The sequence below is a fragment of the Pseudomonas sp. Irchel s3f7 genome, assembly GCF_900187615.1.
Lineage (GTDB): Bacteria > Pseudomonadota > Gammaproteobacteria > Pseudomonadales > Pseudomonadaceae > Aquipseudomonas.
The window spans coordinates 215,026-240,067 of the sequence record NZ_FYDO01000002.1 but is presented as its reverse complement, the minus strand read 5'-3'; the positions used below and the strand labels follow the sequence as shown (position 1 = coordinate 240,067).

Below are 25,042 nucleotides of genomic sequence, written 5' to 3'. Positions count from 1 at the left end.
CACGGAGGTTTTGACATGCGGCGTGTGGTGTTCAATCAGAAAGGTGGTGTGGGCAAGTCCAGCATTGCCTGCAATCTGGCAGCGGTCAGTGCCAGCGAGGGCTTTCGCACCCTGTTGGTGGATCTCGATGCCCAGGCGAACTCCACCCAGTACCTGACGGGGCTTACCGGTAACGATATTCCGATGGGCATTGCCGATTTTTTCAAGCAGACCCTGTCGTCCGGGCCTTTCTCCAAGAAAAATCAGGTCGACATCTACGAAACCCCGTTCAACAACCTCCACGTCATTACAGCGACCGCTGAATTGGCGGATCTACAGCCAAAGCTTGAAGCCAAGCACAAGATCAACAAGCTGCGTAAGTTGCTCGAAGAGCTAAGTGAAGATTACGACCGGATTTACCTGGATACCCCGCCAGCGCTGAACTTCTATGCAGTTTCGGCACTGATCGCCGCCGATCGTGTGTTGATTCCATTCGACTGCGACAGTTTCTCCCGACAGGCGTTGTACGGCCTGATGGCGGAAATCGAAGAATTGAAGGAAGACCACAATGAGGGCCTGGAAGTCGAAGGCATCGTCGTCAATCAGTTCCAGGCCCGCGCCAGCCTACCCCAGCAGATCCTCGACGAACTGATCGCCGAAGGCCTGCCAGTGTTGCCCGTTTACCTGGGCAGCTCGGTTCGCATGCGTGAATCGCACCAGGCGAACACGCCGCTGATCCATCTTGATCCGCGGCACAAGCTGACCCAGCAATTTGTGGAGCTGCATAACCTGCTGGAAAACGCCTGAGGCACAAAAGATCGGTGTCAAACCCCTTGGCTACGCAACCAGCTCATCAACTGCGGTAACGGGAAGGCCCCGCTCTGGCGTGCGACTTCCCGGCCGTTCTTGAACAGGATCAGGCTCGGAATCGAGCGAATCCCCAGCTGCGCCGACAACTGCTGGTTCGCCTCGCTGTCCAGCTTGGCCAACCGGCACTTGCCCGCCAATTGCCCCGCCGCCTGTTCGAACACCGGTGCAAACGACTTGCACGGCCAGCACCAGTCCGCCCACACATCCACCAGCAGCGGCAGATCGCCCTTGATCTGGCTGGCGTAGTCGCCCTGTTTCAACTCAAACGGCGTGTTCAGCAAGACTTCGGCTTTGCAGCGCCCGCATTTCGGGTGGTCGTTGAGGCGCTCGGCCGGGATGCGGTTGAGGCCGTTGCAGTGCGGGCAGGGAATCAGAAGTGGATTAGACATGTAGGTGGTCCTGTTAAAAATCCGATTACTCACTATTTGGAGACGTCTGCTCACATTTTCAATCGAGCGGGGAGCGGCGATAAAACTAGGCTGAGTCGTACTCAGTCAGACCACTGGTCTTGTTGTGGGTATCGCATCTTGCGATATTTTTGATCTGTGATTAACTCCCCATAGCAGAATGCGATAAGGATGTTGCATGCATGTCATCACCGAAAAACGAATACGTGAAGCCGCAACCAAATGGCCAAGAGCAGCTACTGCACTGGATCATTGGTATCAACTGGTCAAAGGAAGTAAACCCTCGGATTTTGCGGCGATGAGGGCCTTATTTCCTGCCGTCGACAAGGTGGATGAGTTTCATGTTTTTGATATTGGTGGCAACAAGCTACGGTTGATCGCTTTTGTCAGATATCGATCGCAAAAGCTTTATATCAAGCATGTGCTGGATCACCGCGAATATGACCGCGGAAAATGGAAGGAGGGAAGAGCATGAGTGTCCTGATCAAAAGAGCTGCGGAGCATTGGGAGTTCGTCTCGCCGTTGCTTCGAAAACCGAAAAACGAAGACGACTATGACTTGCTGGCGCAGGCGCTGGACGAGTTGCTCGAGATGACCGGCGATGATGAGTCCCATCCGCTTATGAGCCTGGTAGATATCATCGGTGACTGGATTGAGGAATGGGATCACAAGCATCACCCTATGCCGAAGCCTGGTGGGGTCGATATTCTTGGCTACTTGATGCGCGAACATGGCCTGACCCAGAGCGACCTTCCCGGTGTTGGTACCCAATCGGTTGTTTCGGAAATTCTGAGTGGCAAGCGTCAGCTCAACCTGCGGCAAATCCGCTGGTTGGCCGAACGATTTGGTGTGTCGGTTGAAACCTTCATCTGACCAGATTCAGGAAGAACAACTGATCTCCAGATGCTTGCCCCACTCCGGCGGCCGCTCGGCATAACTTTCCATCCCCGGTTGCTCTTCGAACGGTTTGCTCAGCACCGCGTGCAGACGGCGGACCTCTGAGTAGTCGCCGCTCTCTGCTGCATCGATGGCTTTCTGTGCCAGGTAATTACGCAGGATGTACAGCGGATTGACCGCGTCCATCCGTTGGCGGCGCTGCTCTTGATCAAGCGTGCCTTCACGGTCCACACGGGCGACGTAGAGCTCGCCCCAGGCATCGAAGCCCTTGAGGTCGACGAAGTTATCACGCAAGTGGGTAATGGCCTGTTCGGGCGCCTTTTCACCCAAACGACGGAAAAACAGGCTGTAATCCACGCCGCTGTTCTGCATCAGTTGCAGCAAGTGCTCCAACAGTTTCTGGTCTTCGTCTTCGGCGGTGGTCAAGCCGAGGCGGCGACGCATCAGGTCCAGGTAATGGGCCTGGAACAGCGGCAGGTACAGGCCGAGGGTTTCGCGCAGGGCTTCGACGCTGATGAACGGCGTCAGGGCCTGGGCCAGGGCGCTGAGGTTCCACTGGCCAATCGGCACCTGGTTGCTGAAGGAGTAGCGGCCCTGATCATCGGAGTGGTTGCAGATGAAGTTGGCGTCGAAGTCGTCGAGGAAGGCGAACGGACCGAAGTCGAAGGTGATGCCGAGGATCGACATGTTGTCGGTGTTCATCACGCCGTGGCAAAAACCGTAGGCCTGCCACTTGGCGATGAGTTCGGCATTGCGCTCGACAATCTCGCGGAACATCGCAAGGTACGGTTCCGGTTGCTCCAGGCATTCCGGGAAATGCATGGCCAGCACATGTTCGCCGAGTTCTTTCTGCTTTTCGGGGCGCTTGGTGTAATAGAAATACTCGAAGTGGCCGAAACGCACATGGCTCGGCGCGAGGCGCAGGACCATGGCGGCGCGCTCCTGCTTTTCGCGCCATACCGGCGTATCGGAACCGATGACGCACAGCGCTCGGGTGGTCGGGATGTTTAGCGCATGCAGGGCTTCGGACGCGAGAAATTCGCGGATCGAGGAGCGCAGCACCGCTCGGCCATCACCCATGCGTGAAAACGGCGTCTGGCCCGCGCCCTTGAGGTGCAGGTCCCAGTGCTCGCCGGCCTCGTTGTACACCTCGCCCAACAACAGGCCGCGACCGTCGCCCAGTTGCGGGTTGTACGAACCGAACTGATGCCCGGAATAGACCATCGCCCGAGGCACCGCGTCGGCCCAGAGCTTGTGGCCGCTGAACAGCTCGGCAAACTCTGGGGTTTCGGCCACGGCCGGGTCGAGGTCCAGCAACGCCATGGCGGCAGGGCTCGCGACCACAAGGCGTGGATTATCGATGGGCTCGGGCAGCACGTGGGCAGAAAAGGTATCGCCCAGGCGGTCGAAGCGATTATCGAAGGTCAGTTCGTCGAGGGCTTTCAAGGGCCGGCTCCAGCAGAATGTCCGAGCATTCTGCTGGGGAAAGACCGGTTAGTCGAGTTTGGCGGCCGGCGGTTGCTGCGACGACTTGCCATCGGTGATCGGCACGATGGTTTTCGCTTCCGGCTCGATCGGCACCATCTTGTATTCCTGGCCATGCAGGTTCTTGAGGTAGACCTCCATCTGCCGGAACGAGATGTTGATGTGCTGCTTCTTGAACTCGCGGTTGATGAAGCGGTTGACCTCGTCGAGCACCGGGTTGCGGTCGCCGAGGTCGCGCACGTGCATGCGCAACTCGTGGTCGAGGGTGCTTTCGCCGAAGTTCAGGAAGTACACGTGGGGTTCGGGGTCTTTCAGCACACGCGGGTTATCGCGGGCAGCCTTCAGCAGCAGTTCTTTCACCAGATCGAGATCCGAACCGTAGTCGACGCCGAGCTTGAGCGTCACTCGGGTAATGGTGTCGGTCAGCGACCAGTTGATCAGTTGCCCGGTAATGAACGTCTTGTTCGGGACAATGATGTCCTTGCGGTCGAAGTCGGTGATGGTCGTGGCGCGAATGCGGATTTTGCTCACCGTGCCCGACAGGTTGCCGATGGTGATAGTGTCGCCGATCCGTACCGGACGCTCGAACAGGATCATGATGCCGGAGATGAAGTTGGCGAAGATCTCCTGCATGCCGAAGCCGAGGCCGACCGACAGCGCCGCCACCAGCCATTGCAGCTTGTCCCAGCTCACGCCGAGGGTCGACAGCGTCGAGACGAAACCGACGCCGGCGATCACATAGGACAGCAGCGTGGTCGTGGCGTAGGCACTGCCCTGGGCGAGGTTGAGCTTGGACAGCACGAACACTTCCAGCAGGCCCGGCAAGTTGCGGGCGAGGGCGAAGGTGATGCCGATGATGATCAGCGCGCCGAGCATGTCGCCGATGCTGATCGGCACCATGCTCATGTTGGCGCCGGTGCCGCTGGTGTACTCGTAGAGGGTGATGTTGTCCAGGTACGAGAAAACCGTGATCAGGTCGGCCCAGACCCAGTACAGCAACGCCATGAACCCGCCGAGCAACGCCAGACGGATCAGGCGCAGGGACTGTTCATTGACCTTTTCGATGTCCATGGTCGGTTCTTCGATCACCGCTTCGCCATCGCCGGCCTCTTTGGCAGCCTGACGTTTGGCCAGGGCGCGCTGGTAGGCCAGACGGCGTGCCGCGACGCTGAGGCCGCGGACGAAAGTGGCTTCGATCACCAGCCAGAACATCAGCAGATACAGGGTGTTGATCAGACGGTCGCTGAGTTTCAGTGCGGTGTAGTAGTAGCCGAAGCACACGGCGACAAACAGCGCGACGGGCAGGATGGTGAACAGGAAGCCCACGATCTTGCGGAACAACGAGGCGTTTTCGTGGGTCGGGCTGCTGATCAGCAAGCGGCTGAGCAGCAGGGTCATCAAGGCGTAGCACGTGAGCACCACGGGCATGCCGATCACGTCGTCGGCCAGTCCCGCCGGTTGCAGTTCGGCAACCGCCACCACCGCCACCAGAGCCATCACGACCATGCCGAGACGGCGGACCCAGCCGCGCAGGAACTCGACCTGAGGCTTTTCCCAGCGGAAATGCAGCTCGGCCACGCCACCCGGCGCCAGAATCCGGTAGGCGGTGTAGAACACCAGCCACGCCTGGGCCATTTGCAGCAGTGCCGCGCCCATGTTGGCGTTTTGCCCGCGGGCGTCGATTTGCAGGGCCAGGCCGCACAGCGCGAAGGCCAGGGACACCGGCATCGCCAGCAAGATGTTGATCAGAATGGCCTGCGGCGTGTGCCACTGGCTGTCGCGCTTGAAGTGGCCGATGTCCTGGTGAACTTTGTTCAGTCGTGAATACAGTTGTTTGCGGCGCCACAGCAGGGCACCAATCAGCAGTGCCAACGGCAGGAACAGCAGCGGTCGCTGGGTCAGGCCATCGGTCAGTTCGCTCAGGCTTGAGGCCAGGGGTAGTGTATCGATCTGACGCTCCAGGCGATCCGGTACGCTGTAGATCCATTCCAGGTCCAGCGGCTTGTTGCTGGGAATCCAGAACATCTGTTCATCGAGCGTGGCCCGCAGGCTTTGCGCGGTGCTGAGCAATTGCTTCTGGTTCAGTTGCAGGGTGATGGATTCGTTGAGGACCGCACTCAGCTCCCGGTTCAGACGCTCCAGCAGGTCGGCACGGGTGGTGGCCAGTTCCAGCAGGCTCTTGCGCAGCTGCGGGGTCACTTGCTCGGGAGGCTGGGTCGACAGCAGGTTATCGACGTAGGTGGCCGGGTTGCTGAGCAATTCACGTTGCTGGCTGACTTCGAACTGATAGAGGCGAATGTCGGCGATCTGGTCGGCCAGGTCGCGGTCGACCTTGAGGCGCGGCAGGGCTTGCTTCTGCTTGTAGAGAATCTTGGAGAGCAGCAGGCTGCCTTTGAGCACGTTGATCTGTTCATCCAAAGCCGAGTCGCTTTGGGTCACGCTGTCGAGTTGCTGCTTGGTCTGCAGGTTTTTCTGGGTGACTTCGTTGAGGCGGTCGGTGCTTTTGAGCAGGTAGTCCGAGAGCTTCAGGTTGGCCGTGCTTTCGGTCGCCAGCAGGCTACTGCCGCCGGACTTCTGTGCTTCGATCGACTGTTGCGTAACCGTTTCCTGAGACTGCGCCAGACGTTTCTGATTGATCAGGTTTTGCAGTTCTTGAATCTCACGATCCAGACGGTCGGACCTTTCCGACAACAAGTCATGCTGGCTGTTGCCCAGGTCTTGCAGCTGAGTATTGCCGGCCAGTTCCTGGCGACGCAGCGGGATCAGGGCATTGAGCGCCGCGAGTTCGGCGTTGAGTTGATCGCGATGCTCGGCACTCAAGGTCTTGCCGGCGTCTTTGCCGGTCTTGAGGATGTTGTTGATCTGCTGGATGCGTGTCTGGCTTGCGGAAATTTCCGCCTGCGCACGCTCCGGACGGGTCTGGGCAGTGATGATCAGGCTGTTGGCGTCGGCCAGGGCTTTTTGCAGATCGCTTTGCTGGGTCGAACGCTCGGTGAGCAATTGCTCCAGCTGCTGAATGTTCTCTTTGGCGAACCGTTGCGCCACCGGCACCACACTGGTGGCCTTGAGGCGGGTCAGTTCACGCTGGTTCTCGATGGTCTGCTTGGGCGCGCTGCTCAGCTGTTGCTTGAGATCAACCAGCTTCTGCTCGTAATCGCGCTGGTTGTTGAGCTGGGTCAGCGTGCCTTGCAGGACAGACTGCAGAGCCTTTTGATCCGCCTCCGGCAGTTTACGGTCGGCGATCTTGTCCAGACTCGTCTGCACGGCTTCGCGGGTGGGCGGTTCGGCGGCTTGCAAGGGACCGACGGAGAGGCTCAGGCCCAACAGGGCCATGATGAAAATAGTGCGCAGGCTTGACATAGAGACCGATCAAAAAGCTGACGAGAAGTGGAGTTTAGAGGAAGAGTCCCGGACCCGGGCGACTTCCTTCGGGGAATCTGACGCCCACTTTGCCGATCTTGTTCCCCTCCATGACGGCAACGGTCCAGATGGTGTTGTTCCATTCCACCTGGTCGCCGACCACCGGCGCGCCACCGACTTTCTGGGCGATGAAGTGGCCCAGGGACATGTCCGGGTCGATGCCTTCGACTTTCAGGCCATACAGGGCGGCAACCGCGGCCAGCTGGGCGTCTCCTTCGAGTACGAAGTCGCCGAAGAAACGCAAATCGAGGCCCCGTTGCGGCGCCTGGCTGAAGAGTTTTCCGAGGGCCGGCAGGTTGTGTTCATGGCCGATAACACACAGTAAATCATCGACTTCCAGCACCGTACTACCCGACGGATGGAGCAATTGCTGGCCACGAAACAGGGCGGCAATGCGGGTGCCTTCGGGCATTTTCAGTTCACGCAGGGGCGAACCGATGCACCATTTTTCCGCACCGAGTCGATAAACGAACAGTTCCCATTCGCTGGTGACGTGGACTTCCAGGGCGGAGCGGGAGATCGGTGCAGGCTCCGGCGGCACCGTCACCTTCAGCAGTTTGGCGACCCACGGCAAACTCGTGCCCTGCACCAGCAGCGACACCAGCACGATAAAGAACGCGAGGTTGAAATACAGTTGGGCGTTGGGCAGGCCGGCCATCAGCGGGAACACCGCCAGAATGATCGGCACCGCGCCGCGCAGACCGACCCAGGAAATGAACGCCTTTTCCCGACCATGGAAGGCCTTGAACGGCAGCAGGCCGACGATCACCGACAGCGGCCGGGCAAACAGAATCATCCACAGGGCCAGTGCCAGTGCGGGCAGCGCAATCGGCAGCAGGTCGTGGGGTGTGACCAGCAGGCCCAGCACCAGGAACATGCCGATCTGCGCCAGCCACGCCATGCCGTCGAGCATGTGCAGGATGCCGTGACGGCTGCGCACTGGACGGTTGCCGATCACCAGGCCGCAGATGTACACCGCGAGGAAGCCACTGCCATGCAAGGCGTTGGTCAGGGCAAAGACAACCAGCCCCCCGGCAATGACCAGAATCGGATACAAACCGGTGGCCAGATTGATGCGGTTGACCAGTTGCAACATCAGCCAGCCGCCACCTAGACCGATGACGCCGCCGATGCCGAATTCGCGCAGCAAGTGGGTCAGCAGGCTCCAGTGCAGGCCGGTCTGGCCGCTGGCGAGCATGTCGATCAAGGTGACGGTGAGAAACACCGCCATCGGGTCGTTGCTGCCGGATTCGATTTCGAGGGTGGCGGTGACCCGTTCGTTCAGGCCCTTGCCACCCAACAGCGAGAACACCGCCGCGGCGTCGGTGGAACCGACGATGGCGCCGATCAGCAGGCCTTGAATCAGGTTCAAGTCGAACAGCCACGCGGCCGCCATGCCGGTCAACCCGGTGGTAATCAACACCCCGACCGTCGCCAGCGACAGCGCCGGCCATAACGCTACGCGGAAACTCGATACCCGGGTGCGTAAGCCGCCGTCGAGCAGGATCACCGCCAGCGCGAGGTTGCCGACCAGATAAGCCGTGGGGTAGTTATCGAAAACAATGCCGGCGCCATCGACACCGGCCACCATGCCGACGGCCAGGATTATTACCAGAATCGGGATGCCGAGGCGTGACGAGAGGGAACTCACCAGAATGCTCGCACCCACCAGCAACGCGCCGATCAAGAACAGGCTGTTGATGGTCGTCGCATTCAAAGGCAGTACTCCAGAAAAGCTGAAAGGCGGGCGCAAAGTGACCATGCAGTCTGCGTGCCAGCGATTCTAACCTGTTGAATTGCGGTGCTGTCAAAAAGCTTTTTGCAGGCGATTCCGCACGCAAGCCCCCTCGCCACAGGGGGGCGGTGCTTGTTTAGAGACTAAATCGCCCAACCATGGTGTTCAGGTCTACCGCCAGGCGCGACAGTTCATTGCTGGCCGCACTGGTCTGGTTGGCACCCGTGGCCGATTGCACCGACAGATCACGAATGTTCACCAGGTTGCGGTCCACTTCGCGGGCCACTTGCGCCTGCTCTTCCGCGGCGCTGGCGATCACCAGGTTGCGTTCGTTGATTTCGACGATGGCGCTGTTGATGGTGTCCAGCGACATTCCGGCGCCGCGGGCAATGTTCAGGGTCGACTCGGCGCGTTCGGTGCTGTTGCGCATTGAATCCACCGCCTGCCCGGTGCCGCTCTGGATGCTGCCGATCATGCGTTCGATTTCGCTGGTCGATTGCTGGGTGCGATGCGCCAGGGCCCGCACTTCATCGGCCACCACCGCAAAGCCACGACCGGCCTCACCAGCACGAGCCGCTTCGATGGCCGCATTGAGGGCCAGTAGATTGGTCTGGTCGGCGAGGCCGCGAATCACGTCCAGCACCTTGCCGATATCACGGGATTCGTTGGCCAGATCGCCGATCAGCGTTGCGGTGCTCTGAACATCCGCGCTCATGCGTTCGATGGCGCTGACGGTTTCCTGCACCAGATCGCGACCGTCACCGGCGGACGTGGTGGCGTTCTTCGACGCTTCGGAAGTGCTGACCGCGTTGCGCGCGACCTCTTCCACGGCGCTGGTCATTTCGTTGACGGCGGTAGCGGCCTGTTCGATTTCATTGTTCTGCTGGGTCAGGCCACGGGCGCTTTCGTCCGTGACGCTGTTGAGTTCTTCGGCTGCCGAAGCCAGTTGAGTGGCCGAACCGGAGATTCGCTGCAAGGTGTCGCGCAGCTTGTCCTGCATCTTCGACATCGCCAACAGCAAGCGCCCGGCCTCGTCGTTGCCATCAACGGTGATCGGTCGTGTCAGGTTACCTTCGGCAATCTGTTCGGCGGCGTTCAGGGCGTTGGCAATCGGCTGGGTGATGCTGTTGGTCAGCAGCCAGGCGAACAGCAGGGTCAGCGCAGTGGCGATCACCAGCAGGACGATGACCAGATTAAACGCCGAATCGTACTGCTCGGCGGCCCGCTGGTTGGTGTCGAGGGTTTGTTGGGTGTTGATCTCCAGCAATCGGCTCAGCACGGTATTGATCGCTTCGGAGTTGCTGAGCAGATCGGTGTTGAGCAGGTTGCGCAGTTCATCGACCTGATCGTTGCGCGACAGGGTTTTCATCCGGTCTTCGATCTGGCGGTACTGCCCCAGCAATTGCACGTATTGATCGTAGGTCGAGCGCTCCTGCGGGCTGGTGATCAGTTTTTCGTAAGTCGCCTGAGCGGCGCGAATCTGCTGATTGCGCAGGTCCAGCAGTTCCATGGTTTTCTGCTGTACGTCGGGCTCGCGGTTCACCAGCAAGCGGTAGGACAGAACGCGCAGGCGCAAAGTGAGTTGGGTGAACTCGTCGAGACTCTTGATGCTCGGGACGCTGTTGGACGTGATGTTCTCGGCGGCGCCGCGGATCTTGCTCATCTGATTCAAGGCAAACACGCCCAGGATCATCATCAATCCGCCGATCAGGGCAAAGCTGAGGAACGCCCGCGGGGCAATATTCATATTACGAAGGGACATGGCGGTTTACCGAAAAGAGCGCGCCTGGGCGGTGCCGAGACTGACGTATAAATGTCTTATCGGTCGCGGGGCTGAACTCTTGAGCCCCGTGTGTTTGAGGCGGTTGCACCTTTTAGTGACGAAGTGCAGGAACCAGATCGGTCATTCACAGTCTTTAAAACTCGCGAGGACGGTTGCCCGTCAGGAAAATCAAGGCTTTGCGCCGGTATAACCCTGGCATCCACGGTGACTTTTCTTTATCGTACGCGCCCTTTGAAAATGCCCGGAAAATCAAAATGTTGGAAGCATCCCTGAGTCAACTGGAACAACTGGTCAGCGACCTCGTGCAGCAGAACCAGACCCTGAGCGCCGAACTGGCCCAGGCCAAGGACGAAAACGAAAGCCTGCAACTGAACCTGATGGAGCAGGAAGAGAAGCAAGGCGCCACCGCCGCTCGCATCCAGGCCCTGGTTGAACGCGTCAGTGCAGGCCCTGTCAGCGCATGAATTACAACGCCGCAGGGGTAAAAGTCGTCTCGATACTGGGGGAGGACTATTCGATCAAGGCACCCGCCGGGGAAGAACAGACCCTGCTGGACGCTGCGATGATGTTGAAAGCTGCCCTGGACGACACCAAAAGAAAGTACCCGACACTGATCGGTGACCGACTGCTCGTGCTGGCCGCGATGAATCTGTGCTCCCAGCAGATCGAAATGCGCAAGCAGCACCAACTCGAACTCGACCGTTACCAAGAGCAAGTCAGCGCCACGGTTGAAGTGATCTCCAAGACGATCAATCAAGCCTGATCGGCTTTGCGCACAACCAAAGAATAAATTGTCGACTTGGATGTATACAATCGGCACGGCTGTTGCAGTGATTCAGCCTCTTATTCTTTGGGGGTGCTCCATGCAGTTCTGGCGACGCAGTATCCAATGGCAGTTGATCCTGAGCATGGGCAGCGCCCTGCTGGTCAGTATTTTGATCGTGGTTGGCATTTATACCCTCGTGGTCAACCGCCTCGCCCAGAGCTATCTGGTCGAGCAAGCGTTGCCGTCGAGCATCGAAGCGATGCGCAACGACATCGAACGCATCCTCGTCCAACCCCTCACCGCCGCCAAGGACATCGCCAGCAACAGCATGGTGCGCGACTGGCTGGTCGCGGGTGAAGACAGCGCCCAGGTCGGCACCTTCACCACTTATCTCGAAGGTGTGCGCGCCGAGCACAAAGCCTTTACCGCGATCATTGTCGGTACCGCCTCCAACCATTACTTCACCGAAAAAGGCCTGGATCGCACCCTCAGTCGATCCAACCCGAAAGACGCCTGGTTCTATGAATTCGTGGACAGCAACCAGTCGCGCACCCTCAATATCGACAATGACACCGCCACCGGAGAATTGGCGCTTTTCATCGACTTCAAAGTCGAGCAGGGCGGCAAAACGGTGGGCGTTGCCGGTCTCGGCTTGAGCATGAAAGAGCTGTCGGAGTTGATTCACAACTTCAGCTTCGGTGAGCGCGGCAAGGTCTATCTCGTGCGTTCCGACGGTTTGATCCAGGTTCATCCCGAAGCGCAATTCAGCGGCAAACGTACCCTGACAGAGCAAGTTGGCGATGCAGCGGCCCGTCAAGTCATGGGTCAAAAATCCGCCACCAGTAATAGCTTCCAGCGTGACGGTGAAGATTTCCTCGCGTTAAGCCTGCCATTGCGCGATCTCGGCTGGACCTTGGTGGCCGAAGTGCCGCAGTCGCAGATCTATGCTGAAGCCCGTCGCGCCATGTGGATGAGCAGCGGCATTGGCCTGGCGGTGGCGATTGTGTGCCTGTTGCTGGTGGTGTTGCTGGCCCGTGGATTGGTAAAACCGATTCGTCAGGTAACAGCGGCACTGGTCGCCATCGGTAGCGGTGGTGGAGATTTGACCCACCGGTTAGATTCCAGCCGCGCCGATGAACTGGGTGATCTGGCGCGCGGGTTCAATCGCTTCCTCGACAGTCAGCGCGACATGATCGGCGAAGTGCTGACCACCAGCGAACGCCTGCGCACGGCGGTGAGCCAAGTGGCCAAGGTTGTGGATAACACTGCTGAACGCTCCGGACGCCAGCAGGAAATGACTGACATGGTCGCCACGGCGGTTCACGAAATGGGCCTGACGGTTCAGGAAATCGCGCAGAACGCCGGCAATGCGGCGGTCGCGTCGCAAACGGCGCGGGATGAGGCAATGCAAGCGCGGGAAGTAGTCGGTGGCTCGATCCGCCACATCGAAAGCATGTCCGATGAAATCGGCGTCGCCGCCCATGCCGTTGGTGCGCTGGCCCATCAGGTGGCGTCGATCGATCAGGTGTTGGCGGTGATTCGCGGCATCTCCGAGCAGACCAACCTGCTGGCGCTCAATGCCGCGATTGAAGCAGCGCGAGCCGGGGACATGGGCCGCGGGTTTGCGGTCGTTGCCGATGAGGTGCGGACCCTGGCACGACGCACCCAGTCGTCCACCGACGAGATTCAGCAAATGATCGGCAGCCTCAAGCAGGGCGCAGAGAATGCGGTGTCATCGATGCATTCGGGGCAAGCGGCGACGGGCACGGGTGTTGAGTCGAGCCAGCGTACCGGGGCGTCGTTGACCGAGATTACCGAGCAGGTGGAGCGCATCAGCGACATGAACCATCAGGTGGCGACGGCGACGGAAGAGCAATCGGCCGTGACCGAAGAGATCAACCGCAACGTGCAGGGGATTTCCGATCTGGCCCGGGCGACGGCAGGGGAGGTGCGGGCTTGCCGCGAGGACTGCCAGACGTTGCAGCGCTTGGCCGATGATCTGGCGCGTCAGATGGGTGGGTTCAAGCTGAAGTGATGTGTTGTTTGTTCTGACGCCATCGCGAGCAAGCTCGCTCCTACAGGTTTTGTGTCGAACACATTATTCGTGAACGACCGGATCCCTGTAGGAGCCGGCTTGCCGGCGATTGGATCTCAAAGGCGGCACAAGGCGCGGATCAGAACCACTCATCCTGCATCGTCAGGCACACATCATCCCGAGATTCGAGCAATGCCAGCTCATGATGGCAACCCGGCACTTCCCACGTCAGGAAGTACCGCGCCGCCTGCAGCTTGCCTTTGTAAAAGCTCACATCCGCCGCATTCCCCTTGGCCAAACCTTCCTCGGCGTGGATCGCCTGTTCCAGCCAGCGCCAGCCAATCACCGTGTGGCCGAACACCTTCAGGTACAGCGCCGAGTTCGCCAGGCTGCTGTTGACCTTGCCCTGGCCCAGATCAACCAGCAGGCCGATGGTCACGGTTTGCAGGCGCGCCACCAGTTTTTCCAGTGGTTCGCGCAGCGGCGTCAATGAATCAAACGCCTGCGCTCGCTCGCCCGTGTTGGCGATCAGGCGGATCAGTTGTTTCAGGCCTGCACCACCGTTCTGCGCCAGTTTGCGCCCCAGCAAGTCCAGCGACTGGATGCCGTGGGTGCCTTCGTGGATCGGGTTCAGGCGGTTGTCGCGGTAGTACTGCTCCACCGGGTATTCGCGGGTATAGCCGTGGCCGCCAAGAATCTGGATCGCCAGTTCGTTGGCCTTCAGGCAAAACTCCGATGGCCAGGATTTGACGATTGGCGTCAGCAGGTCCAGCAGTTCATGGGCCTGTTTGCGTTCGGCTTCGGTCGCAAGCGTCGTGGTGTCATCGAACAGCCGCGCCGCATAAAGACCCAAGTCAAACGAACCTTCGACATAGGCCTTTTGTGTCAGCAGCATGCGCTTGACGTCGGCGTGGTTGATGATCGCCACCGGCGCGGTGTTCGGGTCCTTGCTGTCCGGCACGCGGCCCTGTGGACGCTCGCGGGCGTACTCCAGCGAATACAGGTAACCGGCGTAGCCGAGCATCACCGCACCCATGCCGACGCCGATCCGCGCCTCGTTCATCATCTGGAACATGTAGCTCAAGCCCTGGTGCGGCTTGCCCACCAGATAGCCGACACACTCACCGTTATCGCCGAAGTTCAGCGCGGTGGACGTGGTGCCGCGCCAGCCCATCTTGTGGAACAGGCCAGCCAGCAACACATCGTTGCGCTTGCCGAGACTGCCGTCATCGTTGACCAGGAATTTCGGCACGATGAACAGTGAAATACCCTTCACCCCGGCCGGTGCGTCCGGCAGTTTGGCCAGGACCATGTGCACAATGTTTTCCGACAGCGGGTGATCGCCGCCGGAAATGAAGATCTTGTTGCCCTTGAGGCGATAGGTGCCGTCAGACGCAGGCTCGGCGCGGGTACGAATATCCGACAGCGACGAGCCGGCGTGCGGTTCGGTCAGGGCCATGGTGCCGAAAAAGCGGCCGTCGATCATCGGTTGCAGGAAGCGCTGCTTCTGTTCGTCAGTGCCGAAGCTTTCGATCAGGTTGGCCGCGCCCATGGTCAGGAACGGATAAGACGTCGAAGCGGCGTTGGCGGACTGAAAGTGCGAAAAACAGGCTTGGGACAGCAAGGTAGGAAGTTGCATGCCGCCGGCGTCGAAACTGCGCGCAGCGTTGAGGAAACCCGCCTCGAGGAAGGCATCCACTGCCGGTTTCACTTCGGGAATCAGAATCGCCTGACCGTTCTCATAGCGCGGCTCGTTCTCGTCGCCCTTGCGGTTGTGCGGGGCAAAGAACTTCTCGGCGATGCTGCGGGCGGTGCCAATGGCGGCATCGAAGGTTTCGCGATTGTGCTCGGCGAAACGCTCACGCTGGGTCAGGCCCTCGGCATCAAGGACTTCATACAGCTCGAAAGCCAGATTGCGGGAACTGAGCAACGTCTCGGACATGGCGGCCTACCTTTTATTGGAATGGGCCGAGTCTAAGATGGGGAATAGAGGCTGAACAGGATGATTGATGTCGGTGATAAAGGGGCAAAACACCGACCTGTAGGAGTCGGCTTGCTGGCGATGGCGGTGCATCAGACGCACCGTAGTGTATTGATCGCCAGCAAGCCGGCTCCTACAAGGCAAAAAAATGGGCGCCGATGAGGGCGCCCATTTTTACAGTGACTGCATCGCTATTTAGCCGATGGTCATCAAGCTGGCATTACCACCCGCCGCAGCGGTATTGACGCTCAACGCACGCTCAATTACCAGGCGCTCCAGCGCAATGTTGGATTCGCCTTGCGACAGGCCCTGAACCCCAACGATAGCGCCGGCACGTTTGGCGACCTGCTGGCAGACCGCACGCAACTGGTCGGAATGGCCGTGATGCAGAACCGCATCAAACACCACTTCGTCCTTGTTCCAGTCGGAAACCAGCTTGATGCGCGCCTGAATGTCCTTCGGCAAGCGTGCGAACAAGGCTTTGGTCATGTCAGCTTCCGGCCAGACTGCCGAACCGCCAACAGCCAATACGGCCGCCAGTTGAGTCAGCAGGTCGCCTTCGACTTCCGCCAGGCACAGCACGTGTTCACGCGGCAGGATTGCATAGCTGTTGCGCTCGCCGGTCGGGCCGGCCAGTACGCGGGTGATACCGCTTTGCGATTGCGCGGCGAACTGTACGCACAGGGTGCTCAGGTCGGCGAACTTGTTGCTGTCGGCCCAGGCTTTCAGGGCAATCAGCGGCTTGCTCATCGCATCGCGCAGACGTACATCCGGTGCAACCTCGGCATCACCGCGAGCGAAGGATTGTTCGATCGCATCGGTAGGACGCGTCGACAGCAGGCGGTACAGGTACAGCGGGCCACCGGCTTTCGGGCCAGTACCCGACAGGCCTTCGCCGCCGAACGGTTGAACGCCGACCACGGCACCCACGATGTTGCGGTTGACGTAGACGTTACCGGCGTTGACGTTGTCGATCACCTTGGCGATGGTTTCGTCGATGCGGGTGTGCACGCCCAGCGTCAGGCCGTAGCCGGAAGCGTTGATCTGAGCGATCAGCTGGTCGATGTCTTTGCGCTTGTAGCGAACCACGTGCAGCACCGGGCCGAAGATTTCGCGCTGCAGTTCATCGAAGCTTTCCAGTTCGATCAGCGTCGGCATCACGAAGGTGCCGCGTTTGACTTCTTCGGCATCGGCGATGGCCACCTGGTACACGCTGCGACCTTTGTCGCGCATGGCCTGGATGTGCTTCTCGATGCCGGCCTTGGCTTCGGCGTCGATCACCGGGCCAATGTCCACGGACAGACGCTCAGGGTTGCCGAGGCGGCTTTCAGCCATGGCACCTTTAAGCATTTCGATGACGCGATCAGCGGAATCTTCCTGCAAGCACAGCACGCGCAGGGCCGAGCAACGCTGGCCGGCGCTGTCGAAGGCCGACGAAACCACGTCGATCACCACTTGCTCGGTCAGTGCCGAGGAGTCGACGATCATTGCGTTCTGGCCACCGGTTTCGGCGATCAGCGGGATCGGACGACCCTGGCTGTCCAAACGACCGGCAATGTTGCGTTGCAGCAAGCGAGCGACTTCGGTGGAACCGGTGAACATCACGCCTTTAACGCGATCATCACCGACCAGACCGGCACCGACGGTTTCGCCACGGCCCGGCAGCAGTTGCAGCACGCCTTCCGGGATGCCGGCTTCGAGCAGCAGGCGCACGGCCTGAGCGGCGACCAGCGGGGTCTGTTCAGCAGGCTTGGCCAATACCGGGTTGCCGGCAGCCAATGCAGCGGCGACTTGACCACTGAAGATTGCCAGCGGGAAGTTCCACGGGCTGATGCACACGACTGGACCCAGCGGACGGTGAGCGTCGTTGGTGAAATCGTTGCGTGCCTGCACCGCGTAATAACGCAGGAAGTCCACGGCTTCACGCACTTCGGCGATGGCATTGGCGAAGGTCTTGCCAGCTTCACGAGCCAACAGGCCCATCAGCGGCTGGATCTCGCCTTCCATCAAGTCAGCGGCACGTTCCAGGATCGCGGCGCGCTCGGCGGGCGGGGTGGCCTGCCAGATCGGTGCAGCGTTCAGGGCGCACTGGATCGCATTGTCGACGTCTTCGACGGTCGCTTCCTGCACGTGGCCGACCACGTCACGCATATCCGACGGGTTCAGAACCGGTGCCGGCGCTTCGCTGCTGGAGGCGCAACCGAGCATCGGCGCGGCTTTCCAGTGGTTATGCGCGGTAGCGAGCAGGGCGCAGGACAGCGAAGCCAAACGATGTTCGTTGGCCATGTCGATGCCGCTGGAGTTGGCGCGTTCCGAACCATACAGGTCTCGCGGCAGCGGAATGCGTGGGTGCGGCAGACCGAAGCCACCTTCCACGGTCGCCATCTGCTCGATGCTGGCTACCGGATCGGCTACCAGTTCCTGGATGGAAATCGACTGGTCGGCGATGCGGTTGACGAACGAGGTGTTCGCACCGTTTTCCAACAGACGACGTACCAGGTAAGCCAGGAGGGTTTCGTGGGTGCCGACCGGAGCGTACACGCGGCACGGACGGTTCAACTTGCCTTCGGAAACTTTGCCTACAACTTGTTCGTACAGCGGTTCACCCATGCCGTGCAGGCACTGGAACTCGTACTGACCAGGGTAATAGTTCTGACCGGCGATGTGATAAATGGCCGACAGCGTGTGGGCGTTGTGCGTGGCGAACTGCGGGTAGATGACTTCCGGTACCGACAGCAGTTTGCGTGCGCAAGCGATGTAGGAAACGTCGGTGTACACCTTGCGGGTGTAGACCGGGTAGCCTTCCAGGCCTTCGACCTGGGCGCGCTTGATCTCGCTGTCCCAGTACGCGCCTTTTACCAGGCGGATCATCAGGCGATGACGGCTGCGGCGAGCCAGGTCGATCACGTAGTCGATCACGTACGGGCAACGCTTCTGGTAAGCCTGGATCACGAAACCGATGCCGTTCCAGCCAGTCAGTTGCGGCTCGAAGCACAGGCGCTCGAGCAGATCCAGCGACAGCTCGAGGCGGTCGGCTTCTTCGGCGTCGATGTTCAGGCCGATGTCGTATTGCTTGGCCAACAGAGTCAGCGACAGCAGGCGCGGGTACAGCTCGTCCATCACGCGCTCGTACTGGGCGCGGCTGTAACGCGGGTGCAGGGCGGACAGTTTGATGGAGATGCCCGGGCCTTCATAAATCCCACGGCCGTGGGACGCTTTGCCGATCGAGTGGATGGCTTGTTCGTACGAGGCCAGGTACTTCTGGGCGTCGTGCTCGGTGAGTGCGGCTTCACCCAGCATGTCGTAGGAATAGCGGAAGCCCTTGGCTTCGAATTTGCTGGCGTTGGCCAAGGCTTCGGCGATGGTTTCGCCGGTCACGAACTGCTCGCCCATCAGGCGCATGGCCATGTCGACGCCCTTGCGGATCATCGGCTCACCGCTCTTGCCGATGATGCGGCTCAGGGACGAGGTCAAGCCCGCTTCGTTGTGCGTGGACACCAGCTTGCCGGTCAGCAGCAGGCCCCAGGTCGCGGCGTTGACGAACAGCGAAGGGCTGTTGCCCAGGTGCGGATGCCAGTTGCCGGTGCTGATCTTGTCGCGGATCAGTGCATCGCGAGTGCCTTTGTCCGGGATGCGCAGCAGCGCTTCGGCCAGGCACATCAGCGCCACGCCTTCCTGGGAAGACAGAGAGAATTCCTGCAGCAGGCCCTGAACGATGCCGGCACGGCCGCCAGCGCTCTTCTGGTTGCGCAGTTTTTCCGCGATGGACGCGGCGAGTTTGTTGGTGGCTTCGGCCATCGGAGCCGGCAGACGCGCCTGCTCGATCAGCATCGGTACCACTTCCGGCTCAGGGCGACGGTAGGCGGCGGTGATCGATGCGCGCAGGACCGATTGCGGCAGGATGCTTTCGGCGAATTCGAGGAAGCACTGGTGGGCATGATCCAGAGGCGCGTCGACGGAGTCGTCGGAATCCTTGGTCAAACCGTTCAGCTCGGACAGGGTTGCACCACCCTCGAGTTTTTCCAGGTAATTAAAGATTGCCTGCTTGATCAGCCAGTGAGGCGTGCGATCAATCGAGGTCGCGGCGGCCTTGAGGCGTTCGCGGGTCGGGTCGTCAAGTTTGACCCCAAGGGTGGTGGTAGCCATGTTTTTATCCTCATGTTTGCCACGACTGCGTGGCATCAGCTGGCGGCAAGATTAGCCGTGCAACTGGTGAGGTGCAACCGGGTGCAACCCTTTTTTTGTCGGAATAATAAGCAGCTCGTCAGGAAATAAATTCTGGTACGTCAGTGCCGCCTCTGCTTGGTGCTTTTTAGGTTAGTCAGCGGCGGTTCTTGCTCCGAAAAGGAGCAAAAACAAGGGTTTGGAATTTATTTCCGACTGGGTGCAACTTATTCAAGAGAAACTGGTTGCACCTTATTTGCTTTGTTGAATAGCATTCGCGCCCAAGGTGCAACCCGAGCGAAATCGGGTGCGCCGGCCGATGGCTTTCCTGGGGAAACATCGGTCATAAATGCGCGGCATCCCGAATCGTCTGTCAAACGTCACCGTTTGCGATCGGTTCACCCGCCGCCGCTACATAAAAACAAAGCCAGGGCGTAACTCAATGAGCGTAAGCAACCCCACCCTGATCACGTTTGTGATCTACATCGCAGCAATGGTGCTGATCGGCTTCATGGCCTATCGCTCCACCAACAACCTTTCCGATTACATTCTGGGCGGCCGTAGCCTGGGCAGCGTCGTGACTGCACTGTCCGCCGGCGCTTCCGACATGAGCGGCTGGTTGTTGATGGGCCTGCCGGGCGCCATCTACATGTCCGGTCTGTCTGAAAGCTGGATCGCCATCGGCCTGATCATCGGTGCGTACCTGAACTGGCTGTTCGTCGCTGGCCGTCTGCGTGTGCAGACCGAGCACAATGGCGATGCGCTGACCCTGCCGGACTACTTCTCCAGCCGTTTCGAAGACAAAAGCGGCCTGCTGCGGATCATCTCCGCCGTCGTGATCCTGGTGTTCTTCACCATCTACTGCGCTTCGGGCATCGTGGCTGGCGCCCGTCTGTTTGAAAGCACCTTCGGCATGTCCTACGAGACCGCGCTGTGGGCCGGTGCTGCGGCGACAATTGCCTACACCTTCGTAGGCGGTTTCCTGGCAGTGAGCTGGACTGACACCGTACAAGCCACACTGATGATCTTCGCCCTGTTGCTCACGCCGATCATCGTGCTGCTGGCGACCGGCGGCGTCGACACCACGTTCCTGGCCATCGAAGCGCAAGATCCAAGCAACTTCGACATGCTGAAAAACACCACCTTCATCGGCATCATTTCGCTGATGGGCTGGGGTCTGGGCTACTTCGGTCAGCCGCACATCCTGGCGCGCTTCATGGCTGCCGATTCGGTCAAGTCGATCGCCAAGGCTCGTCGCATTTCCATGGCCTGGATGATCCTGTGCCTGGGCGGCACCGTGGCGGTAGGCTTCTTCGGTATCGCTTACTTCTCGGCGCACCCTGAGCTGGCCGGTCCTGTGACCGAAAACCACGAGCGTGTGTTCATCGAGCTGGCGAAAATCCTGTTCAACCCATGGATTGCCGGTGTTCTGTTGTCGGCCATTCTGGCTGCCGTAATGAGTACCCTGAGCTGCCAGTTGCTGGTGTGCTCGAGCGCCCTGACCGAAGACTTCTACAAAACCTTCCTGCGTAAAACCGCTTCCCAGGTTGAACTGGTCTGGGTTGGCCGCGCCATGGTGCTGTTGGTTGCTCTGGTTGCGATCGCTCTGGCGGCCAACCCGGAAAACCGTGTACTGGGTCTGGTGAGCTACGCGTGGGCTGGTTTCGGTGCTGCGTTCGGTCCGGTCGTGCTGATCTCCGTGATCTGGAAAGACATGACCCGTAACGGCGCACTGGCCGGTATCCTGGTCGGCGCGATCACCGTGATCGTGTGGAAACACTTCGAACTGCTGGGCCTGTACGAAATCATCCCTGGTTTCATCTTCGCCAGCCTGGCGATCTACATCGTCAGCAAACTGGGCACGCCGACTGCCGGCATGCTTCAGCGTTTCGATGCTGCCGAAAAAGATTACCGCCTGAACAAGTGATGGGGATGAGCTGACGCTCTGACCTTTCGCGCAAAACGGCCCGCTTCCTACAGGATGCGGGTCGTTTTTTTTGGCCTTTGCAAAATATTCGAACCTCTGTAGGCGCGAGCAAGCTCGCTCCTACAAGGGGTTCGGTGTTTTCTTTGCTTGTCTGTAGTTGGATAAACCGTTTTCTGAAGGGAAATGCTTCGAGGGAAGTAGGCTAATTCTGATTTTTCCGCACCCCGTTCGGACGCCGTAGTCGCTCATGCAGAATCGCTCGCCTTCGTTCTGCAGAGACCACATCGGATGTTCGCCCCTGCTAACCAACCGCGATTCACACTGACCCTCCAAGGCGATCAGAACCCCGAGTTCAAGGTGCTTGAATTCACGGGTACGGAAACCATCAGCGAACCCTATCGATTCGACCTGGAACTGGTCAGTGAGCGTGCGGACATTGCGCTCGAAAGCCTGCTGCATCGTCAGGCATTTCTGAGTTTCGATGCACAAGGTTCCGGTGTTCACGGTCAGATTTTTCGCGTCGGGCAAGGGGATTCCGGCAAGCGTCTGACGCGCTATCAGATCAGCCTGGTCCCGCGTTTGACCTACCTGGGCATGCGCATCAATCAGCGAGTTTTCCAGCACAAACCGGTGCCGCAGATCATCGCCCTGGTGCTGAAAGACCACGGAGTCCTTGAGCACGCTGATTTCAAATTCCTGCTCAGCGGCCAATACCCCGAGCGCGAGTATTGCGTGCAATACGCTGAAAGCGACCTGGCCTTCATCCAGCGCCTGTGCGCCGAAACCGGCATTCATTATCACTTTCAGCACAGCCCCGACGGGCATCTGCTGATGTTTGGCGATGACCAGACGGTTTTTCCTCGGCTGCCCAAGCCAGTGCTGTATCTGCCGGGCAGCGGTATGGCAGCCGAAACCGCGGCGATCAAAACCTTCAATGTCCGCCTGGAAACCCGCACCACAGCAGTGGCTCGCCGGGACTACGACTTCCACAAGCCGAACCTGCAACTCGACAGTCATCTCGACAGCCAACAATTACCGCTGCTGGAGGACTACCGGTTTCCCGGTCAATTCACGGATCGCGAACGCGGCAAACATCTGGTTCAGCGAGCGTTGGAACGTCATAACGCAGACTTTCGTCTGGCCACAGGCCGAGGCGATGTTTCCTCCTTGGTCAGCGGACATTTCCTGCAGCTCGCCGAGCATCCGAATCAGGCATGGAATGATCTGTGGCTGATCACGCAGATCGAGCACCGTGGCTGCCAGCCTCAGGTACTGGAAGAGTCGGCCCCCAGCGACAACGGGGACACCTTCCAGGGTTATCGCAATACCTTTCTGGCCACGCCGTGGGACGTATTGTTTCGCCCGCCGTTGAGCGAAAAACCTCACGCGTCGGGTTATCAGTCGGGCGTGGTCACTGGCGCAAAGGGCAGCGAAATCCATTGCGACGAGTACGGTCGGGTCAAGGTTCAGCTGCGCTGGGACCGGGATGGCCAGTTCAACGAACATTCCAGTTGCTGGTTGCGGGTCGCCTCGGGCTGGGCGCATGACCGTTATGGCAGCGTGCTGATCCCGCGTGTCGGCATGGAAGTGTTGGTGGGTTTCATCGATGGCGATGTCGATAAACCGATGGTCATGGCGTGTGTGCCCAACGCAGCAACTCAAGTGCCCCTGGACCTTCCAGCGGACAAGACCCGCAGCATTTTCCGCACTCAAAGCAGTCCTGGAGGCGGGGGCTACAACGAACTGCGCATCGAGGATCGCAAAGGCGCCGAGGAAATCTACCTGCGCGCCCAGCGAAACTGGAGTCAGCAGGTGCTGCAGGACATGCAGGTTCAGGTCGGCAACCAGCGCAACGTTCTCATCGGCAGTGCCGAGGGGCATGCCTCGCTCGACAGCCTGCATGTTTACGGCGACCGCCAGATCCGTGTCAGTAACCAGACGCTCAAGGCCAGCGGGCAGGTGCACGCCAGCGCGGGCGAGATGATCGTCATCGACGGTGGTATCAACACATCGATTCAGTCCGGTGGGCACTGGATCAACATTGGCCCGGCGGGGATTTTCAGCAGCGTACCGATTGAAGTCGGTGGCGCGCCGATGCCACTGATGGGAGCCCGAAGCTCTCGACAAAAACTCGAACCCCTCAGCGCGGCACAGACCCTGAGCCTGCAAAGCGACGCGCCGTTCTGCGAAGAATGTGCGCGATGCAAGGACGGTGTCTGTGCCGCGTGACGTCTTGTTACCCCATGAGTGGCTGGAGCAACAACCACTTAAAGAGGCTGAGCAGTTATTCGCGGTGTTCAGCAGCGCCAGCATCGCCCAGCCTTTGAAGACCTGGCAGCGCTCAATAGGTGCGAAAGCTCCTACACCCATCTGGGCCGACACGCCTTACGCCGAGTGGGAGCCCGTGATGCCCTATGTCGGAATTGCCGCGGCGGACAGTGAGTTTTTGCAGTGGGTGGCGACCACCACGTCTTGCGATTGGGGTTGGCTGGCAGTGTCTTCGGCGAGTCAGGAGGCGCTGATCGAGCATTTGCGTAGCCTCACGCAAGTGCTTCTGCCTAACGGCAATCCGGTGTTCTTCCGCTTTTGGGATGGGCGCTTTCTTTGGCCGACTCTTCAATCTGCCGACATTGATGCGGCGCAATTGTTGCCGGTCATCGGTCGCTGCCTGATCAATGGGCAGCCGGTGGAGATTGGCGGTCGTGCGGTGAAAACGCAGAAGGTGTTTCCGTGGTGGGAAGTGCCGGACTCTGTGTTGCAGGCATTGGGCGCTGGGGATTTGTCGACTCTGCTGAGCAACCTGTTGCAGTGGTTGAGTGAGGAGCAGCCGGGCGTTTTCGAGGCGTTTTCCGAAGAGGTGTTGCGCAGCAAGGTGGCGCATTTTCTTAGCCAGCCTGAGCTGTCGCCTGCGCCGAAGGAAGCGTTGTTGGCGTACTTGATGGATCAGCAAGGCTGAGGGGGGGAGACTCCTAGGACATTTCCGGGCAGTGTCCTCGGAGATTTCCTTCAAGTTGTGGCGGTTTGCGTGAACTGGTGGGCGATAGGTTGGAGGGATAGTCTTTTGCCTGTCACCGCGGATGCGGTGGCAGGGTGTAGGAACCCTTTCCCCCAACGCGCATCAGCGCTGTCGTTTGATTGCGGCACTTATTTTTGTATTCGTAACATCGTTCGCGGCGGCTGTGTGCGGGACACGTTTCGACGTGGCTGAGTTTGGGGTTTTGCTCAGTTTCCTACTCCCGCGCACGGCTGCCACCCAAGCCCGTAGGAAGGGTCGTTGTCAGCTTCAAATAAATACCCCGGAGATATTTGAAAAATGACCAAACTTAATCCCGATCCACCGTACGTAAAACCAGTCCCCCATCCCGAAAACCGCTTCATGGCCCTCACCCAAGTGCTGGGAAACCTGTCCATGCGCGGTACGGTTGAGTGCGAGTCGTTCATCCTCAGTGACTTTGCCTTGCTCTGCGCGATTCCGTTGCGCGATGGCTGTGATGTGCTGGATGTGCTTGGTCGGCGATTGCGGGCGCAGCCTTCTCGGTAGCGACGCGTTCGCCTGATTCTGTAGGAGCCGGCTTGCTGGCGATAGCGGTAGG

The 25,042-nt window shown here is 59.6% G+C and carries 16 protein-coding genes and 3 pseudogenes; 11 read left to right on the top strand and 8 right to left on the bottom strand.

The window, feature by feature from the left end:
- Positions 1 to 15: 15 nt before the first annotated feature.
- Entirely contained in the window at positions 16 to 786 is a 771-nt protein-coding gene (locus CKW19_RS02580; RefSeq protein WP_095056442.1) for a ParA family protein, read from the top strand.
- A gap of 17 nt (positions 787 to 803) precedes the next feature.
- Here the strand turns inward: CKW19_RS02580 and trxC are convergent, their stop codons facing one another.
- Entirely contained in the window at positions 804 to 1,238 is a 435-nt protein-coding gene (trxC, locus tag CKW19_RS02575; protein ID WP_095056441.1) for a thioredoxin TrxC, read from the bottom strand.
- A 196-nt stretch (positions 1,239 to 1,434) separates the two neighbouring features.
- Here trxC and CKW19_RS02570 point away from each other — a divergent pair, with 196 nt between their 5' ends.
- Positions 1,435 to 1,731 carry a type II toxin-antitoxin system HigB family toxin gene (locus CKW19_RS02570; RefSeq protein ID WP_095056440.1) on the top strand — a complete coding sequence of 99 codons (297 nt, stop codon included), beginning with the start codon at positions 1,435 to 1,437 and terminating at the stop codon, positions 1,729 to 1,731.
- On the top strand, positions 1,728 to 2,129 hold the full coding sequence (locus CKW19_RS02565; RefSeq protein WP_095056439.1) for a type II toxin-antitoxin system HigA family antitoxin: 402 nt from the start codon (positions 1,728 to 1,730) through the stop codon (positions 2,127 to 2,129). Before CKW19_RS02570 ends, CKW19_RS02565 begins: the two co-directional genes overlap by 4 nt.
- A 6-nt stretch (positions 2,130 to 2,135) precedes the next feature.
- Here the strand turns inward: CKW19_RS02565 and selO are convergent, their stop codons facing one another.
- From selO to CKW19_RS29410, 5 genes and pseudogenes are all read right to left on the bottom strand, one after another.
- Complete coding sequence (gene selO / locus CKW19_RS02560; protein ID WP_095056438.1) at positions 2,136 to 3,599, bottom strand: protein adenylyltransferase SelO; 1,464 nt, start codon at positions 3,597 to 3,599, stop codon at positions 2,136 to 2,138.
- Positions 3,600 to 3,647: 48 nt separating this feature from the next.
- Positions 3,648 to 6,998, bottom strand: coding sequence for a mechanosensitive channel MscK (mscK, locus tag CKW19_RS02555; RefSeq protein ID WP_095056437.1), 3,351 nt, complete (start codon positions 6,996 to 6,998; stop codon positions 3,648 to 3,650).
- Positions 6,999 to 7,032: 34 nt separating this feature from the next.
- Positions 7,033 to 8,775 (bottom strand): potassium/proton antiporter, encoded by a 1,743-nt coding sequence (locus CKW19_RS02550; protein WP_095056436.1) that lies wholly within the window; start codon positions 8,773 to 8,775, stop codon positions 7,033 to 7,035.
- A 154-nt stretch (positions 8,776 to 8,929) separates the two neighbouring features.
- A pseudogene (locus CKW19_RS29415) lies at positions 8,930 to 9,529 on the bottom strand (methyl-accepting chemotaxis protein); the annotation flags it as partial.
- A gap of 303 nt (positions 9,530 to 9,832) precedes the next feature.
- Positions 9,833 to 10,489: pseudogene (locus CKW19_RS29410) on the bottom strand (MCP four helix bundle domain-containing protein); the annotation flags it as partial.
- Positions 10,490 to 10,830: 341 nt separating this feature from the next.
- Here CKW19_RS29410 and CKW19_RS02540 point away from each other — a divergent pair.
- The 4 genes and pseudogenes from CKW19_RS02540 (at position 10,831) to CKW19_RS29400 (ending at position 13,377) form a co-directional block, all read left to right on the top strand.
- A complete protein-coding gene (locus CKW19_RS02540; protein WP_095056434.1) occupies positions 10,831 to 11,040 on the top strand; it encodes a hypothetical protein in 210 nt (69 codons plus the stop codon).
- Complete coding sequence (locus tag CKW19_RS02535; protein ID WP_095056433.1) at positions 11,037 to 11,339, top strand: cell division protein ZapA; 303 nt, start codon at positions 11,037 to 11,039, stop codon at positions 11,337 to 11,339. The genes CKW19_RS02540 and CKW19_RS02535 overlap by 4 nt, the downstream gene beginning before the upstream one ends.
- Before the next feature lie 40 nt (positions 11,340 to 11,379).
- Positions 11,380 to 12,513: pseudogene (locus CKW19_RS29405) on the top strand (cache domain-containing protein); the annotation flags it as partial.
- 18 nt (positions 12,514 to 12,531) lie between these two features.
- Positions 12,532 to 13,377, top strand: coding sequence for a methyl-accepting chemotaxis protein (locus tag CKW19_RS29400; RefSeq protein WP_371856337.1), 846 nt, complete (start codon positions 12,532 to 12,534; stop codon positions 13,375 to 13,377).
- 139 nt (positions 13,378 to 13,516) lie between these two features.
- On the opposite strand, the gene CKW19_RS02525 is transcribed toward CKW19_RS29400, so the two are convergent.
- Positions 13,517 to 15,319, bottom strand: a complete 1,803-nt coding sequence (locus CKW19_RS02525; protein ID WP_095056431.1) for an acyl-CoA dehydrogenase — start codon at positions 15,317 to 15,319, stop codon at positions 13,517 to 13,519.
- Positions 15,320 to 15,553: 234 nt separating this feature from the next.
- The gene (gene putA / locus CKW19_RS02520; RefSeq protein ID WP_095056430.1) at positions 15,554 to 19,504 is read right to left on the bottom strand and encodes a trifunctional transcriptional regulator/proline dehydrogenase/L-glutamate gamma-semialdehyde dehydrogenase; all 3,951 of its coding nucleotides are present in this window, start codon (positions 19,502 to 19,504) and stop codon (positions 15,554 to 15,556) included.
- A gap of 460 nt (positions 19,505 to 19,964) precedes the next feature.
- Here putA and putP point away from each other — a divergent pair, with 460 nt between their 5' ends.
- From putP to CKW19_RS02500, 4 genes are all read left to right on the top strand, one after another.
- Entirely contained in the window at positions 19,965 to 21,449 is a 1,485-nt protein-coding gene (gene putP / locus CKW19_RS02515; RefSeq protein ID WP_095056429.1) for a sodium/proline symporter PutP, read from the top strand.
- Between the two features lie 288 nt (positions 21,450 to 21,737).
- Positions 21,738 to 23,678: a type VI secretion system tip protein VgrG gene (locus tag CKW19_RS02510; protein WP_095056428.1), complete on the top strand. Its 1,941-nt coding sequence runs from the start codon at positions 21,738 to 21,740 to the stop codon at positions 23,676 to 23,678.
- Positions 23,668 to 24,405, top strand: a complete 738-nt coding sequence (locus CKW19_RS02505; protein ID WP_095056427.1) for a DUF4123 domain-containing protein — start codon at positions 23,668 to 23,670, stop codon at positions 24,403 to 24,405. Before CKW19_RS02510 ends, CKW19_RS02505 begins: the two co-directional genes overlap by 11 nt.
- Positions 24,406 to 24,762: 357 nt before the next feature.
- Entirely contained in the window at positions 24,763 to 24,990 is a 228-nt protein-coding gene (locus tag CKW19_RS02500) for a hypothetical protein (RefSeq protein WP_095056426.1), read from the top strand.
- Positions 24,991 to 25,042: the final 52 nt, after the last annotated feature.